Raw genomic sequence first — 15,634 nt, 5'->3', positions numbered from 1 at the left:
GCTATTTCGCGAGGAATGCGAGTACGTGCTGGTTCCATTCGTCCTTGTGCGAAACGGTGACCCCGTGCGGGGCGTCTGTGATCACGACGAGTTTGCTGCCGGCAATGGCCTCGTGAGTACGTTTGCCACTCACCTCGAATGGCACGATGGTGTCGGAGTCACCGTGGATGACCAGAGTCGGCACCGTGATTTTCGTAAGGTCGTCGCGGAAGTCGGTAGTGGAGAATGCGGTTACGCAGTCGAGCGTCCCCTTCGGCGATGCCAGTTGAGCGATGTCGAGATTATAGGCAATCTGCTCGGAGCTAACCTTTGGAGTGTTGACCGGGGACGGCTTGCCGGCGGTGAAGAACATCTGCAAAAATTCGTGCAGGAACGCCGGCCGGTCTCCGGTCAAGCCGTCGTGGAACCATTGAGCCAAATCGGCGTCGACGCCCCCGTCAGGGTTGTCATCCGATTTCCAGAGGTAAGGCGGCACGGCGCTGGCGAAGACGAGCTTGGCGATGCGGGCGGTGCCATAGGTACTGACGTATCGAGCGAGCTCTCCACCGCCCATCGAGAATCCGACGAGGGTGACCTCCCGCAGATCGAGGGTATCGATCACGGCCTTCAGGTCGGCGGCGAACGTGTTGTAGTCGTACCCATCCCAAGGCTGTGACGACTGGCCGAACCCGCGACGGTCAAAAGTGATGACCCGGTAGCCGGCCTCGACCAGTGCGGGTACCTGCCCCTCCCAGGACCTACTACTCAGGGGCCAACCGTGGATCAGTACGACGGGCTTACCGGCTCCGACGTCTTCGTAGTGCAGTTCGACGTCGGGACCGTTGTGATCCGGGGCGGTGATGAAGGGCATGGTCTCTCCTCTTAATCGGGGCGGTTCGTTGGAGGCAATCGAAATGTGCAATAGAGACAATAGGGGTTCGCTGGGAGAACGCTGAGCTGATGAGCACAGAGGCAAACCGTGTCACCATCACCGCTCCGCGGAAGGGGCAGCTTAAAACCGTCGGACGCCGAAACGAATTGCCTGGCGAGCCGCAGCCCTCCACGCACGGCGCACTTCCTTGCGGACGCTGCTGAAGTACGTCTTCTCAACCGACGTCAGTGCGAACACTTAGCTCTACTATCCATGGCGTCCTGGATTAAGAAGTGAGGTGTTTTTGAGAAACCCGGTTCAACCCTGTTTCCCAGGATGACAGTCTCGTGTTAGGTGTTGACCATCCGCGTTCACGGGCACCACTAGCGGACTGCAAGGGCGATATATAGAATCTCCCCATGGCAGCTGCTCCAGTGCCTGCCGGTTTGGACGGAAAAGCGTCGGACACCATGTTGGCGCTAGGCCGTTTTTTCACTCGGTGGGACCAAACAGATGATGGGCGCGCAGTGTTCCGTGAAGGCGGGCGCAAGGGCGATGTGTTCTACCGCGACCGGTGGAGCCATGACAAGGTGGTGCGTTCCACCCACGGGGTGAACTGCACGGGGTCGTGTTCGTGGAAGGTTTACGTTCGGGACGGCATTATCACTTGGGAGTCGCAGCAGACGGATTACCCGTCGGTGGGCCCCGACAGTCCGGAGTACGAGCCGCGGGGGTGCCCCCGTGGTGCGGCGTTCAGTTGGTACACCTACTCACCCACGCGGGTGCGGTATCCGTACGCCCGTGGAGTTCTCGTCGAAATGTACCGTGAGGCGAAGGTTCGTCTCCAGGACCCCGTGCTCGCTTGGGCCGACGTTGTGGACGACCCTGAACGACGTCGTTGCTACCAGCAGGCGCGAGGGAAGGGCGGGCTCGTCCGGATTCCGTGGCAGGAGGCGATCGAAATCGCCGCCGCCGCCCACGTCCACACGATCAAGAAGTACGGTCCGGATCGGTGTTCCGGGTTCTCCCCGATCCCGGCCATGTCTATGGTGTCGCACGCGGCGGGTAACCGGTTCATCCAGCTCATCGGCGGGGTGATGACGTCTTTTTACGACTGGTATGCCGACCTTCCCGTGGCCTCTCCGCAGGTGTTCGGCGACCAGACAGACGTGCCTGAATCAGGTGACTGGTGGGATTCCACCTATCTGATGATGTGGGGATCAAACGTTCCCGTGACGCGCACGCCTGACGCGCACTTTATGGCGGAGGTGCGGTATCGCGGCACAAAGGTGGTCGCGATCAGCCCCGACTATGCCGACAATACGAAGTTCGCCGACGAGTGGCTGCCCGCCCAGGCCGGCACTGACGCGGCGCTTGCGATGGCGATGGGGCACGTGATGCTCAAGGAATTCTTCGTCGACCGGCAGGTGCCCTATTTCAGCGGCTATGTGCGCCGCTACACAGATCTGCCCTTCCTTGTCCGGCTCGAGGAGCACGCTGGCGGTGGGCTGGTGCCCACGAAATTTTTGATGGCGGCTGACTTGCCCGACAAGGCGCATATTCCGGATGCTGCGTTTAAAACGGTCTTGCTTGACTCAGCCACTGGCGCTCCCGTGGTGCCCAATGGTTCCATCGGCTACCGGTACGGTGAAGCGGGTAAGGGCAAGTGGAACCTCGACCTCGAGGGTGTCGACCCGGCGTTGAGCCTTCTCGACGAGTCCGTCTCAGGCCAGCCCCCGGAGACCGCTGAGATCCGGATGCCCTGCTTCGAGGCACCCTCCGGGGAGGGGTCGATCGTGACTCGCGGCGTTCCCGTCCGGCGAGTGGCCGGGCACCTGGTAACTACGGTGTTCGACCTGATGCTCGCTCAATACGGGGTTGGGCGTCCAGGACTGCCGGGCGACTGGGCGACCGACTACGACGACGCGTCGACGCCGTACACGCCGGCCTGGCAGGAGGAGATCACGAGCGTGCCGGCCGCCGCGTGCATCCGGGTGGCGCGAGAATTTGCCCGCAACGCTGAGGAATCGAAGGGGCGGTCCATGATCATTATGGGGGCCGGTATCTGCCAGTGGTTCCACGGTGACGCCACCTACCGTGCGGTTCTCTCGCTCGTGATGCTCACCGGATGCATGGGGCGAAACGGCGGCGGATGGGCGCATTACGTCGGCCAAGAGAAAACCCGTCCGATCACGGGATGGATTTCTCTCGCTAACGCTCTGGACTGGAGTCGACCGCCGCGCACCATGATCGGTACCGGGTATTGGTACATGCACACCGACCAATGGCGCTCAGATGGGTACTCGGCCGACTCGCTCAAGTCCCCTCTCGCTGATGGGCACTTCGACGGTATGCACACCGCGGACACGATCGCGCAGTCGAACAGGCTCGGTTGGATGCCGTTCTACCCTCAGTTCGACCGCAACCCGCTCGACCTCGCCGACGAGGCGCAAGCGGCGGTGGATGCGGGGGAGGCGCCCGACGCCCCCACCTGGATCGCCGATGCCCTCAAAAGCAGGCGGCTGACCCCCGCCATCGACGATATCGACGCTCCCGAAAATTGGCCGCGCACCCTGGTGCTCTGGCGCTCCAACCTTTTCGGCTCATCTGCCAAGGGCAATGAGTACTTTTTGCGCAACCTTCTCGGCACTCACAACAACGTGATGGGTGCCGACCACATGAACGCTGCCCGACCGCGTGATGTGAAATGGCACGACGAGGCTCCGGAAGGAAAACTGGACCTGCTCGTCTCAGCTGATTTCCGGATGACGTCAACCACACTGTTGTCGGACATCGTCTTTCCGGCCGCAACTTGGTACGAAAAACACGACCTTTCCTCTACCGACATGCACCCCTTCGTGCACGCCTTCAGCCCCGCAATCGACCCACCGTGGGAGGCGAAAACCGACTTTGACACGTTTCGACTGCTCGCCGAGGAGTTTTCCCGGCAGGCGGTGACGCACCTCGGCACCCGACGGGACCTGGTCAGTGTGCCGCTGCAACACGATACGCCGGGGGAGATAGCGCAGCCGGGTGGAGTGGTGCGCGACTGGCGGAACACCGATATACCGGCGGTCCCCGGTCAGAATATGCCTGTCTTCTCGATCGTCGAACGGGACTACACCGCTATCGCGGAGAAGCTAGCCACGGTTGGACCCCTCGCGGAGGAACGCGGTTTCACCGTGAAGAACATCACCTATCGGATGGGGCACGAGATCGAGCTGCTCGCCCGAAGCAACGGGGTGATGCTCGGTGGCGCGGGGAACGGCCGCCCGGCCATCGATACCGATGCGAAGTTCGCCCAGGCCATCCTGAGCTTTTCCGGCACCACCAATGGCGAACTGGCCGTGCAGGGGTTTCGCGAACTGGAAGAGCAGACCGGCATGAAGCTCGTCGACCTTGCCGAGGGATCCGAAGAGAAGCGGGTGACCTTTGCGCAGACGCAAGCGGGGCCCGTCCCTGTCATCACTTCGCCTGAGTGGTCCGGGTCGGAGACTGGTGGGCGTCGATATTCCCCGTTCACGATCAACGTCGAGCGGCTGAAACCCTGGCACACCCTCACCGGCCGGATGCACTTCTTCCTCGACCACGACTGGATGCGCGACCTCGGGGAGGCCCTCCCGATTTACCGACCACCGCTGGATATGCAGCGCCTGTTTGGCGAACCTCGGTTTGGCCCGAACGGAACCACCGAGATCACAGTGCGCTATCTGACTCCGCACTCGAAGTGGTCGATCCACTCAGAATATCAGGACAACCTTTTTATGCTGTCTCTATCGAGGGGAGGACCGACGGCTTGGATTAGCCCCATGGATGCGGCGGCCATCTCGGTCTCTGACAATGACTGGATCGAGTGTGTCAACTTCAACGGCGTGTACGTGTGCCGCGCCGTGGTCAGTCATCGGATGCCCGCGGGAGTCGTTTACGTTTACCACGCGCAAGAGCGCACAATCGATGTACCCAAGTCGGAGGCGACGGGCCGCCGGGGCGGAATTCACAACTCGCCCACCCGCCTGCTCGTCAAACCCACCCACCTCATTGGCGGGTATGCGCAGCTGTCGTACGCCTTCAACTATCTGGGCCCTACCGGGAACCAGCGTGACATGGTCACCACAATCCGAAAGCGTTCCCAGGAGGTGCGGTACTGATGCGCGTGATGGCTCAAATGGGCATGGTGATGAACCTCGACAAATGCATCGGGTGCCACACCTGCTCGGTGACCTGCAAACAGGCGTGGACGAATCGCGCCGGAACCGAATATGTCTGGTTCAACAACGTGGAAACCCGGCCGGGGCAAGGGTACCCGCGTCGCTACGAGGACCAGGAACAGTGGAAGGGGGGTTGGCAGCTAAACAAGAAGGGCCGACTTGTGCTGAAGGGGGGCGGACGCCTGAAGAAGCTTTTCGGAATCTTCGCAAGCCCCGTGCAGCCCGAGTTGAAGGATTATTACGAGCCCTGGACCTATGACTATAAAACACTGATCGACGCACCGCTGGGAGACGACTTCCCAGTGGCCCGCCCGAAATCCTTGATCACGGGCGAGGACACCAAAATCAGTTGGTCGGCGAACTGGGACGACGACCTCGGCGGCGCCCCTGAGATGGGTCACCTTGACCCCATCGTGGAGAAGGTGCGGAGGGAGTCGGAGGACAAGATTAAGTTCGCCTTTGAACAAACTTTTATGTTTTACCTTCCGCGGATCTGTGAGCACTGCCTCAACCCTTCCTGCATGGCATCGTGTCCATCCGGTGCCATCTACAAGCGCGTGGAAGACGGCATTGTGCTCGTCGATCAGGACAAGTGCCGCGGTTGGCGCCAGTGCATCACCGGCTGCCCGTACAAGAAGATCTACTTCAACCACAAAACCGGCAAAGCCGAGAAGTGCACCTTCTGTTATCCGCGGGTGGAAATTGGCCTCCCCACAGTCTGCTCCGAAACGTGTGTCGGGCGCCTCCGCTATCTCGGCTTGTTCCTCTATGACGCCGACCGCGTCACCGACGCCGCAGCGGTGACGGATGTCACCGACCTGTACGAATCGCAGATGGACGTGCTCCTCGACCCGAACGACCCCGAAGTGGCCGCTGCCGCCCTTGACCAAGGCATTCCCAGCGATTGGCTGGACGCCGCACGGAAATCGCCCGTGTACGCTCTCGCGAAGGTGTACAAGGTGGCGTTACCGCTGCACCCGGAGTATCGCACGATGCCCATGGTCTGGTACGTGCCCCCGCTGTCTCCCATTGTCGATCTCCTGAGCGAACAGGGCCACGATGCCGAAGACAACGGCAACCTCTTTGGCGCCATCGACGCGCTGCGCATTCCCGTCGAGTACCTCGCCGAACTTTTTACCGCTGGCGACACCGACAAGATCACCGAGGTTTTGCGCAAACTCGCGGCGATGCGCGCCTACATGCGCGGCATCACGATGGGACAAAAACCTGACCCGTCGATCCCAGCGGCTGTGGGGATGACGCCAGGCAACATGTATGAAATGTACAGGTTGATGGCGATCGCAAAGTACGACGAGCGCTACGTTATCCCCAAGGCGCACGTCGAGCAGGCGCATGACCTGGAGGAGATGGGCTGCTCGGTCGATTTCGAGGGCGGGCCGGGCATGTACGAAGACTCGCCGTTCGGGGAGGCGAGTGGTCGACCGACGCCCGTCGCCGTGGAGAACTTCTACGCGCTCAAAGATCGGCAGACCTCCGACACTCCCGCCGGCGAGCAGTCGCTCCGGGGCCGCGTAAACCTCCTCAACTGGGACGGCAACGGAAGCCCCGTGGGTTCTTTCTCCGAGAAACGCGACCAGCCGCGCGCTGCACCGCCGTCACCGGCTGATTTGCGCCCACCGACGGATGGCGGTGCGCTGTGAGGCGCGACCGGGCTGCAGCTCATAGCCTGGCGCAGCGGGTCTTCTACCAGGCAGCCTCGTGGTGCCTGTCGTATCCGGACGCTCAACTCGTGGGAAGGTGCGAGTTGATGCGGTCCGCACTGGCCGAACAGGGCCCGGCAGCACCTGATCTCACCGCGGTCATCGCGTACCTTGAGAACACCGCGATCGGCACCCTTCAGCGCTCCTACGTTGAAACGTTCGACCTCAGTAAGCATCATCCGCTCTACCTGTCCTATTGGACGGATGGCGACACCCGGCGCAGGGGCGACGTGCTGGCTGCGTTCAAGCAGGTGTACCGGGGGAGCGACTATCTGACCAATACGCACGGTGAGTTGCCCGACTTCTTGCCGCTGGTGCTCGAGTTCGCGGCTGTGGCCAGCCCAGTAGCAGGCCGGGACCTGCTCATCCAGTACCGGCCCAGCGTCGAAATGCTCCGGCTTTCACTCACGGAGCACGGGTCGCCGTACGCCACCGTGATGGACGGCATTTGCGCCACACTGCCAGGCCCCTCGCCCGCCGACCGGCAGGCCGTGCAAGCCATGGCCGGCGTCGGCCCCCCCGCCGAAAGTGTCGGACTTGAACCGTACGACCCGCGCCTGCTTCCTTTGAACGCGAGCTCGTGATGTGGGACGTGCTGCTCTGGGGAATTCTCCCCTATGTGATGGTGGCGATCCTGATCAGTGGAACTATCTGGCGCTACCGTTACGACCAATTCGGTTGGACCACCCGCTCGTCCCAGCTCTACGAATCCCGGCTCCTGCGCATTGGATCGCCCATATTTCATTTCGGGTTCCTCGCCGTCATCGCCGGGCATTTCTTCGGCCTGGTGATCCCGATGTCCTGGACACTCTTTTTTGGGATGAGCCAGGACTTCTATCACCTCAACGCTCTGCTGGTCGGCGGCGTTGCGGGGGTCTGCACTCTCGGTGGCATTGTGATCCTGATCTATCGGCGCCGCAAAACCGGGCCGGTCTTCATGGCCACGACCACCAACGACAAGATGATGTACATCGTGTTGACCGCCGCGATCGTCCTGGGGCTCTGGACCACCCTCGCTAGCGTTTTCAGCGGCGAGCATGGCCACAACTACCGTGAAACCGTGTCGCCCTGGTTTCGTTCGCTTTTCATTCTGCAACCAGATATCGCGGCCATGGCCGCAGCTCCGTTCTCCTTCCATATTCACACCCTCGTGGGCATGATTTTGTTCGTCGTGTGGCCCTTCACCCGGCTGGTGCACGCCTTCACCGCACCTCTGCACTACCTGTTCCGGCCCTACATCGTCTACCGGTCCAGAGATCAAGAGCCCGGGCAGATTCGGCCGGTGCGCCGCGGGTGGGCGCCCATCGGAACCCAGGATCGCACCCGGGACAAACGCTGATCGGAGGTGCGGGTGATGGGCACACCGATGGGCTCGAAAATGACTGCACGGCGGAAGGCACACCACAGCAAGGGTGTGAACCTCACCCTCGCGACTCTCACCTCCGTCGTGTGCTTCTGGGCGTGGACGAGTGTCTCGCCGCTCGGCATCCGCTATACCGAGTCGATGAATCTCTCGTCGGCCCAGACGTCTGTACTCGTGGCGATGCCCATACTCGTCGGATCGATCGGCCGCATTCCAGTGGGCGTGCTCACCGACCGATTCGGCGGACGCCTCCTATTCACACTGGTACTGCTTGCATCCGTCCCCGCCCTCTTGCTCGTCGCGCTTGCCGGAACCCTCAACGCATTTGCCTTCCTGGTCGTGGCAGCGCTGTTGCTCGGCGTAGCCGGAACCGTGTTCGCCGTGGGAATTCCATTCGTGAGCCAGTGGTACCAACCATCCCGCCGAGGCTTTGCAACCGGCGTCTTCGGGGCAGGGATGGGCGGCACCGCAGTGTCGGCCTTCTTCACTCCACGTTTGGTGGAATGGCTCGGATACGTTCCAACTCACCTCATCATCGCGACGCTCCTCCTCGTCACCGCAATATGCGTATGGACACTTATGGCAGAGGCCCCCGGATTCACGGCCAGCACTGATCCATTCCTTCCCAAGCTCACCGCGGCGGCGCGGCTCAGCGTGACGTGGCAGATGAGTTTTCTCTATGCGCTGGTCTTCGGCGGATTCGTCGCTTTTTCCACCTACCTGCCCACGTATCTCCGCCAGATATACGATTTCGACCTCACTGCCGCGGGGACACGAACGGCTGGGTTTGCGGTTGCCGCCGTTATTCTCCGCCCCATCGGCGGAATTCTTGCCGACCGCATCGGTCCGAAGCCAGTGGTAATCGGGTCGCTGGCGGCGGTGGCCGTTCTCGCTTGGGTGGTGAACCTCCGTCCCGATGGCGAGATCCCCGCCGGCCTCACCTTTGTCGCGATGGCGTCTGCACTCGGTCTCGGTGCTGGGGGAGTGTTCGCCTGGATCGGGAGGAGCGCACCGCCCGCCAGAGTGGGGGCGGTGAGTGGCATCGTCAGCGCTGCCGGTGGGTTAGGCGGATACTTCCCGCCACTGGTGATGGGGGCCACCTACAACGCTGCGGAAAACAGCTACGCGATCGGACTAATTCTCCTCGCTGGTACCGCTCTGGCCGCTCTGATTTTCACGATCCTTTTTGTGAAAAACCGACCGTCTGCCACCACGACTCAGTGACATTTCCAAAGACCTACGCCCGCTCGTTGGTGTCGCCCGTCGCGTTGTTTGACGGTGGCGGGGTCACCGTCGATGACGTCGACCGGGTTTGTTAAAGCCTTGTCGGAAGTTTCCGGTGCGAGGTAGATGGCGTGACGGCGTGGATGGTGTCGTTGGCGAAGTGTGGGTTGGACTGGCCGGCAGCTTCGAGGTGCTGCGGATGCAATCGGTCGTATCGGCTGCGTTCATCCCGATCATTGTCCCGGGTGGAGATGTTTCGGTCTGGCGCTGGGAGCACCGCGAGTTTGAGCTCACCGACGCCGAAGTGTGTGCTGCCCGATAAGGCGTATCGCGATGTGCGATCCGGTGTCCATGTCGACGTTTGTGAGCATGCGGAGCATTTTGAGGTGGGTGTCGGCGAGCAGGTGTGCCTCACCGATGACGAAGGGTATGAGCTAAGTAGGGCATCCGCTCCGCGAGCGATGTTGTGATGCAGCGACGTAAGTGGCGCTTGCAGACTGGCTTCATGACGCTCTGCCAGCGAGCGCCCGGGTCGACCTTTGCACGTCCGATTAGCTCTGGCAACTCGAAGTCCACTGGTGTGACAGGCCCGATCGAGGAGTGGCGCCGGCGGCGGTGCCGCGACAGAAGTCTCGGCCAAGGGTGGTGGCGGTGGTGGAGGTCTTCTATTTCTTCGGACAGATCTCGCCATCGTTAGGCGTTTCCTGGTCGTGGCGACAGTTCTTCGGGAAATGATTTCCACCCCCAATCGACGCCGGCGATGGCGGACGGCCGATGTCGACGAGGCGGACCATGCGGGTGATGGTGAAATTGATCTCTATTACGCCAATCGATTCATACGCCAGGCCCTCGTATTCGATGCTTCCTGGTGGAAGAAGGTCGACGCTTTTTTCAAGCACGCCCTGTCCATCTTCAGATCCGCGTCTTCTTGCCGTAGCCGCTGCAGCTCGGCCCCTTCAGACTCCATCACTTCGGCCCGTCGGGTTTCGTTGCGTGCCTTGAACGCGGTCACCATGCGGCCCAGGGTTGCCTCGTTGACTCCGCTCTCTCGGGTGACGGTCGCGATCGCTTTGCCGGTGGTGATGATCAGCTTCACGGCCTCGTCTGCTTACTCAAAAGTGAACTCCCGACGTGATCTTTCCACAGTGAACAGTGTGTCCTGTGAGTTGTCGGCCACCAAGGACAGGGCCACTCTTGACATATAGGGCCTGTACGCACAAACTCTATTGAAGAATACTCGTTTATGTTTTCGCTCCGATATGTTTTCGAAACTACCTCCTAGTAAGGGACTTTGATGAATAAGAAAACAGCAGTGTTTTTTGTGCCCGCGTTTGCTATTGGTGTCGCCGTATTGACGAGTGGTCCAGCCTTTGCAGCCACTGGTGACGCGTCCTACCAGGGGACGCTCGATGCGATTAACGGCAGCAACGGCAGCGGCACCATCTCCGTTGAGGTTTCCGGTGACCAGGCCACAGTCACCCAGACCGTCAAGGGTCTGGCCGAGACCTTCGACGGTAAGCCGTACCCGCACGTCCAGCACATCCACATCGGTGCGAAGGGGGAATGTCCCACCACGGCAGCTGACACCGATGGAGATGGTGTGATCAGCACGACCGAAGGTCAGCCGTCCTACGGAGAGATTGGCACAACGTTGTCCACGAGTGGCGACACGAGTCCGGCGGCCGGAACTGATCTAACGCTTGCCGGGATGGGTGCAAACTACGACTACAACCGAACCTTCACTCTGGATTCCGCCACCGCGGCCTCGCTGGAGGCAGGCACGGCGGTTGTGGTGGTCCACGGGCTAGACCCGGCCACGTTGACGAAAGCAGCACAGGACGCAAAGAGTGACTTGGTTCCGAGTCTGCCCCTGGCAGCAACGTCGCCGGCGCTGTGTGGCGCCCTGAGCGCGTCGCAAGCGAACATGCCTGACGGTGGCGTGGAAACCGGCGGTGGCAGCACTTCAAGCGGTGCTGACATGGGCCTTCTCGCCCTCGGTGCCGGGTTCCTGACCGCGGCAGGTGGCGCGGTGATGATTCGTCGGCGTCTTGCCGCACGAGGCTGAGATCGGTTCGATCCCCGGTGATTATCCCGGCTGAAAATCGTCGTCGCGGTAGCCGACTGGCTACCGCGGCGGCGGTTCTGCTCTTCACCGTCGGCTGTACGGCGATCGGTTTCGCCCTGTGGGGCAACCCTCCTCCTCCACGGCCGCCTGCCTCGGCTGCCGTGTCAGCCCCATCGCAGGAGCCCGCCTCCGTTACACCCTCACCGGAGCCCATCTCAGTTCCGCCGACTCCGCGGGTTGACCAGGTTGTCGGCCCGACCTTGACCGACTCCGAGCCCACTCAGATCAACGTCCCCGCGATTGAAGTGGACTCTGTCCTGATGCAATTGGGACAGAATCCTGATGGCACGGTGCAGACGCCGTCGTTGGACGAGGCCACGCCGGCCGGCTGGTACACCGGTTCGCCCACCCCTGGCGCGATCGGACCTTCCGTCATCCTGGGTCACGTCGACTCCAGGGCGCAGGGGCGCGCGGTGTTTTACCGACTTGGCGAGATGCGTCCCGGCGACGAGATTTTGGTTACCCGAGCCGATGCGACAGTGGCGGTATTCGTGGTCGACGGAGTGGAGAAATACCCGAAAGATGACTTTCCGCAGTTCGCCGTCTACGGCAACACCGATCATGCGGGATTACGGCTGATCACCTGTGGTGGAGAGTTCAACGAAACCACTCGTACGTACCCAGATAATGTTGTTGTCTACGCCAGCTTGGTGTCCAGCCATGCGGCGTAGCAGGGCTAAGACGCGTACCACCAGGCCCGACTGGCTGCTTGCGATCGCGGTGGCTTCCACGGCTTTGCTGGTTGGATGCGCCACCATTTCCTCTGGCGCCGTGGACACAATGGCCCCCGGAATGTCCATGCCAGGCACGTTACCCTCCCCGATTCCGCAGTCGAGCTCGGCAGGCAGCGCGGACGCAGGACCGTCCGCAGCATCACAGATGATTTGTGGCACCGAAACACGCGACAACATCACACGTGCGCTGGCTCTCGCCGCTTCACCACACTCCGTCGACAGCTGGATCAGTCGACAATACACCTGCACGTACCATTTGACTGATGGAGAATTCGTGATCTCGGTGCAGGAATCCTCGGACGCAGCGTCTGCCCGCAGCTACTTCGACACAATGCAAGGAAACCTTGCCCCAGTCCAACCCATTGAAGGACTCGCGAATCTCGGATTGCCTGCTTACGAAACCAAAGGCGGCGTGGTCGTCTTCCTTAAAGACAACATGACGTTACAAGTTGACGCCAGAAAGTTGACGGATAAGATCGGGCCGCATGGCGTCACCCGCACCGCGTTTTCCTACCAAGTAGCTACTGCCATCCTGGGCTGCTGGACCGCACACTAGTCCGTCCGCGCGTCGAATTAGCCAAGCCCGGGCCGCCTATAACGGGACTCGCGTCCTATGATCCAGCCGGGGGTTGGTGGGGATCTGTCTGGGCACCAGGGACTTTGTCCTTGCGCATGCCAGAGGCGTAACAGTGCGAAGACCATGCCGCTTGGAGAAGGATTGTCGCCCAATGCGCCTTCGTGAATCGCGAAACGGGGTTCCAGAAGATCACGGGTGTACATGGTTGACTGGGCCGTGCCCATTCCTCGTACCCGCTGTTACCGTGATGATGTCCTCATCGACGAGAACTTTGCGCTGGCCGATGTGTCCGAACATTTTGAGTTGCCCAACTCCGTGGTTTGGGCGGACCTCTGTACCCCGGATGGTGCCGACCTCGCACTACTAACTGAGGAGCTGGGTTTGCACGAGTTGGCCGTCGAAGACGCCACGAAACTGCGTCAGCGGCCGAAGCTCGATCACTATCCCGATCACTCGTTCTTGTCTGGTTATGCTGTCGGCTTCGATCCGGCCTCGAAAGCGGTTACCACCGACGAGATTGCCGCTTTCATCACGGCCCGTGCACTGGTTACCGTGCACAAGGAGGAGAGCATCGATTTGGACGCTGTGGTTGCCAGATAGGACTCTTTCCCGGACTTGGCGAAGCATGGTGTCGCCTTCCTGTTGCACGGACTGTTCGACTAACTCGTCGACGGGTACTTCGAGGCGGTAGAGGCCCTCGACGAGGAGATCGAAGAGCTCAAGAACCAGCTGTTCGTGCCCTCGGCCGACCAGGAAGCCCTGCAACGGAGTTCTTTCGCGCTCCGGAAGAGCCTGGTAACGCTTCGGCGGGTGATCCTGCCGATGCGCGAAGTGGTGAACACGCTCCTCCGCCGCGACCTTCACCTTGTGGCCGACGAGATGGGTCCTTACTTTCAGGATGTCTACGACCATGTACTGTGCGCTATGAAATGGACGGAGAGCCTGCGCGACCTCGCCACGAGCATCCTCGAAGCGAATTTGGCCCTCCAGGGAAACCGGCTCAACGTGATCACCAAGAAGGTGACCGGTTATGCCGCCATCATCGCCGTACCGACGGCCGTCACCGGCTTCTACGGCCAAAACGTGCCCTACCCCGGGTTCAGCGAGATTGGAGGCTTCTTCAGCTCGGTAGCGTTGATCGTGGGCTTCTCCACGCAGTTGTTTTTCCTCTTCAAACGCAACGACTGGATCTCGGATCCTGACCCGCACTCACGTGCGGTGCTCTCCCGCCCCATCCTGATCGACGCCCTGATGGCACGCCGTCTTTGGGCTCTGCTCACACACTTTCTCGCACGACTGAACGGTGGGTCACGACCATGGCATTGATTGACAACGGCATCTACGTAGCCGGACACCGCGCCGAGAGCCCCCGCAGCCTTGAGGAAACGTACCAAGCCCTCAGCGAGAACGCTGGCATGGCGTAGATCGGACTCTACAGACCGGACGCCACCGAGATACGGTCGGTTGCCAGCGAATTCGATCTCCGCCCGCCGGCCATCAACGAGCCAAGCTCGAGCGGTACGAATCCACGTTGTTCCTCGTCTTGCGCCCCGCACGATACATCGACGAGAAGGAAGAGGTGGAATTCGGTGAGCTTCACCTCTTCATCGGCGAGGACTTTGTTGTCACCGTTCGCCACGCGGAAGCGACGGCCCTCAGCCGGATCAGACATCGCCTCGAGGCGAATCTCCCGCTTCTTGCGAAGGGTCCACAAGCCGTGCTGTACTCCATCCTCAACGAGGTAGTCGATGAGTATGCACCCGTCATCGCCGGACTCGAGAACGATATCGACGAAATCGAAAACCAACTCTTTGACGGCGACCCCAGCGTCTCCCGACGCATCTATGACCTCTCCCGGGAAGTTATCGAGTTCCAGCGCGCGGTGCACCCCCTCCTTATCGGGATGCTCCAAGCGCTCCTCCGCGGCACGGAAAAATACAGGGTCGAACTGGAGCTCCAACGTTCCTTCCGCGACGTCTTGGACCACGCCATCCGCGTCGTCGATCGAGCGGACTCATTCCGCGCCATCCTACAAAACGCACTAACCGTGCACTCCACCCTGGTGAATCAACGGCAGAATGACGAAATGCGCCACATGTCTGAGACGAGCCTCGCTCAGAACGAACAGGTCAAGAAGATTTCCTCCTTGGCGGCCATCCTCTTCGCCCCAGCCTTCGTCGGCACGGTCTCATGAACTTCGACTTCATGCCCGAACTGCACTGGACCTTCGGATACCCGATCGCACTCGGAGAGATGGTCTTCCTTGGCGTCGCCCTGTACGTGGTCTTCAAGAAAAAAATGGCTGTGACCCGCGCTCGAGGCCGACAGCACTTCGAGCTCAGATCTTTGCCCTGAGCGTGCGGCGCTCGCTCGTGTGTGGCTCACAATAGAGGTGTTGTTCGCATTCGATAGATCTGCTCTCACGGTCTTGTGACCGGCGCGGGCGGGATGGAAGATCACAGTGGATTCATTGGACGTTCCGGTCATCCCGGCGAGCGTTGCCAGTCCCGACCGTTCGGCGGCTCCAATGAGCGGCCTCGCGCGGTGGCTGCTTCGGAACCGCGTGCAGCCCCTCGGGCCAGAGAGCCCCGCAGATACCGCGACGAAGCGTCCCTGGTGGATGGTCATGTGTCTGACGGGCGTCGACTACTTTTCGACGTTGTCGTACCTGCCGAGCATCGCCGTGCTCGCTGCCGGGGCACTGGCGCCGTTGGCGACCCTGTTGATCGTTGCACTGACCCTGCTGGGGATGTTGCCGATGTACCGGCGGGTGGCGAAGGAGAGCCCGCACGGCCAGGGTTCGGTGGCGATGCTCGAGCGGCTCCTCCCGTT

11 protein-coding genes and 3 pseudogenes are annotated in these 15,634 nt (G+C 61.2%); 12 read left to right on the top strand and 2 right to left on the bottom strand.

The genetic code is table 11. The annotated features are described in order from the left end of the window. Position 1: 1 nt before the first annotated feature. Positions 2–850 carry an alpha/beta fold hydrolase gene (locus E3N86_RS05130; RefSeq protein ID WP_104101834.1) on the bottom strand — a complete coding sequence of 283 codons (849 nt, stop codon included), beginning with the start codon at positions 848–850 and terminating at the stop codon, positions 2–4. Between the two features lie 419 nt (positions 851–1,269). Between E3N86_RS05130 and E3N86_RS05125 the strand changes: the two genes are divergently transcribed. From E3N86_RS05125 to E3N86_RS05100, 6 genes are all read left to right on the top strand, one after another. Then, positions 1,270–4,998 carry a nitrate reductase subunit alpha gene (locus tag E3N86_RS05125; RefSeq protein ID WP_134511499.1) on the top strand — a complete coding sequence of 1,243 codons (3,729 nt, stop codon included), beginning with the start codon at positions 1,270–1,272 and terminating at the stop codon, positions 4,996–4,998. Next, positions 4,998–6,719 (top strand): nitrate reductase subunit beta, encoded by a 1,722-nt coding sequence (narH, locus tag E3N86_RS05120; RefSeq protein ID WP_104101839.1) that lies wholly within the window; start codon positions 4,998–5,000, stop codon positions 6,717–6,719. The genes E3N86_RS05125 and narH overlap by 1 nt, the downstream gene beginning before the upstream one ends. Continuing rightward, entirely contained in the window at positions 6,716–7,363 is a 648-nt protein-coding gene (narJ, locus tag E3N86_RS05115; RefSeq protein ID WP_104171073.1) for a nitrate reductase molybdenum cofactor assembly chaperone, read from the top strand. Before narH ends, narJ begins: the two co-directional genes overlap by 4 nt. Then, positions 7,363–8,118, top strand: a complete 756-nt coding sequence (narI, locus tag E3N86_RS05110) for a respiratory nitrate reductase subunit gamma (protein WP_104101842.1) — start codon at positions 7,363–7,365, stop codon at positions 8,116–8,118. Before narJ ends, narI begins: the two co-directional genes overlap by 1 nt. A 27-nt stretch (positions 8,119–8,145) precedes the next feature. Continuing rightward, entirely contained in the window at positions 8,146–9,366 is a 1,221-nt protein-coding gene (locus E3N86_RS05105; protein WP_134371960.1) for an MFS transporter, read from the top strand. Positions 9,367–9,505: 139 nt separating this feature from the next. Beyond that, positions 9,506–9,688, top strand: coding sequence for a hypothetical protein (locus tag E3N86_RS05100; protein WP_134371894.1), 183 nt, complete (start codon positions 9,506–9,508; stop codon positions 9,686–9,688). Between the two features lie 498 nt (positions 9,689–10,186). On the opposite strand, the gene E3N86_RS05095 is transcribed toward E3N86_RS05100, so the two are convergent. Beyond that, on the bottom strand, positions 10,187–10,462 hold the full coding sequence (locus tag E3N86_RS05095) for a transposase (RefSeq protein ID WP_134511498.1): 276 nt from the start codon (positions 10,460–10,462) through the stop codon (positions 10,187–10,189). Between the two features lie 198 nt (positions 10,463–10,660). On the opposite strand from E3N86_RS05095, the gene E3N86_RS05090 reads away from it, so the two are divergent. The 6 genes and pseudogenes from E3N86_RS05090 to E3N86_RS05065 all read left to right on the top strand — a co-directional run. Beyond that, entirely contained in the window at positions 10,661–11,431 is a 771-nt protein-coding gene (locus tag E3N86_RS05090; protein WP_104171074.1) for a hypothetical protein, read from the top strand. A 260-nt stretch (positions 11,432–11,691) separates the two neighbouring features. After that, positions 11,692–12,162, top strand: coding sequence for a class F sortase (locus E3N86_RS05085; RefSeq protein ID WP_198412883.1), 471 nt, complete (start codon positions 11,692–11,694; stop codon positions 12,160–12,162). 208 nt (positions 12,163–12,370) lie between these two features. Next, positions 12,371–12,781, top strand: a complete 411-nt coding sequence (locus tag E3N86_RS05080; protein WP_134511496.1) for a hypothetical protein — start codon at positions 12,371–12,373, stop codon at positions 12,779–12,781. Between the two features lie 222 nt (positions 12,782–13,003). Further along, a pseudogene (locus tag E3N86_RS17295) lies at positions 13,004–14,128 on the top strand (magnesium transporter CorA family protein). Further along, positions 14,119–15,157: pseudogene (locus tag E3N86_RS05070) on the top strand (magnesium and cobalt transport protein CorA). Before E3N86_RS17295 ends, E3N86_RS05070 begins: the two co-directional pseudogenes overlap by 10 nt. A 172-nt stretch (positions 15,158–15,329) precedes the next feature. Next, positions 15,330–15,634: pseudogene (locus E3N86_RS05065) on the top strand (amino acid transporter); the annotation flags it as partial.

Origin of the sequence: Cryobacterium sp. Hz7 (assembly GCF_004402815.1) — a bacterium.
Lineage (GTDB): Bacteria > Actinomycetota > Actinomycetes > Actinomycetales > Microbacteriaceae > Cryobacterium > Cryobacterium sandaracinum.
The sequence above is the reverse complement of the archived record's forward strand: the minus strand, read 5'-3'. Positions and strand labels throughout refer to the sequence as shown.

Excerpts from the sequence above, each read along its gene's own strand:
- E3N86_RS05130 (WP_104101834.1), bottom strand. The coding sequence starts at position 850 with ATGCCCTTCATCACCGCCCCGGATCACAACGGTCCCGACGTCGAACTG.
- E3N86_RS05125 (WP_134511499.1), top strand. The coding sequence starts at position 1,270 with ATGGCAGCTGCTCCAGTGCCTGCCGGTTTGGACGGAAAAGCGTCGGAC.
- narH (WP_104101839.1), top strand. The coding sequence starts at position 4,998 with ATGCGCGTGATGGCTCAAATGGGCATGGTGATGAACCTCGACAAATGC.
- narI (WP_104101842.1), top strand. The coding sequence starts at position 7,363 with ATGTGGGACGTGCTGCTCTGGGGAATTCTCCCCTATGTGATGGTGGCG.
- E3N86_RS05105 (WP_134371960.1), top strand. The coding sequence starts at position 8,146 with ATGGGCTCGAAAATGACTGCACGGCGGAAGGCACACCACAGCAAGGGT.
- E3N86_RS05090 (WP_104171074.1), top strand. The coding sequence starts at position 10,661 with ATGAATAAGAAAACAGCAGTGTTTTTTGTGCCCGCGTTTGCTATTGGT.
- E3N86_RS05080 (WP_134511496.1), top strand. The coding sequence starts at position 12,371 with ATGATTTGTGGCACCGAAACACGCGACAACATCACACGTGCGCTGGCT.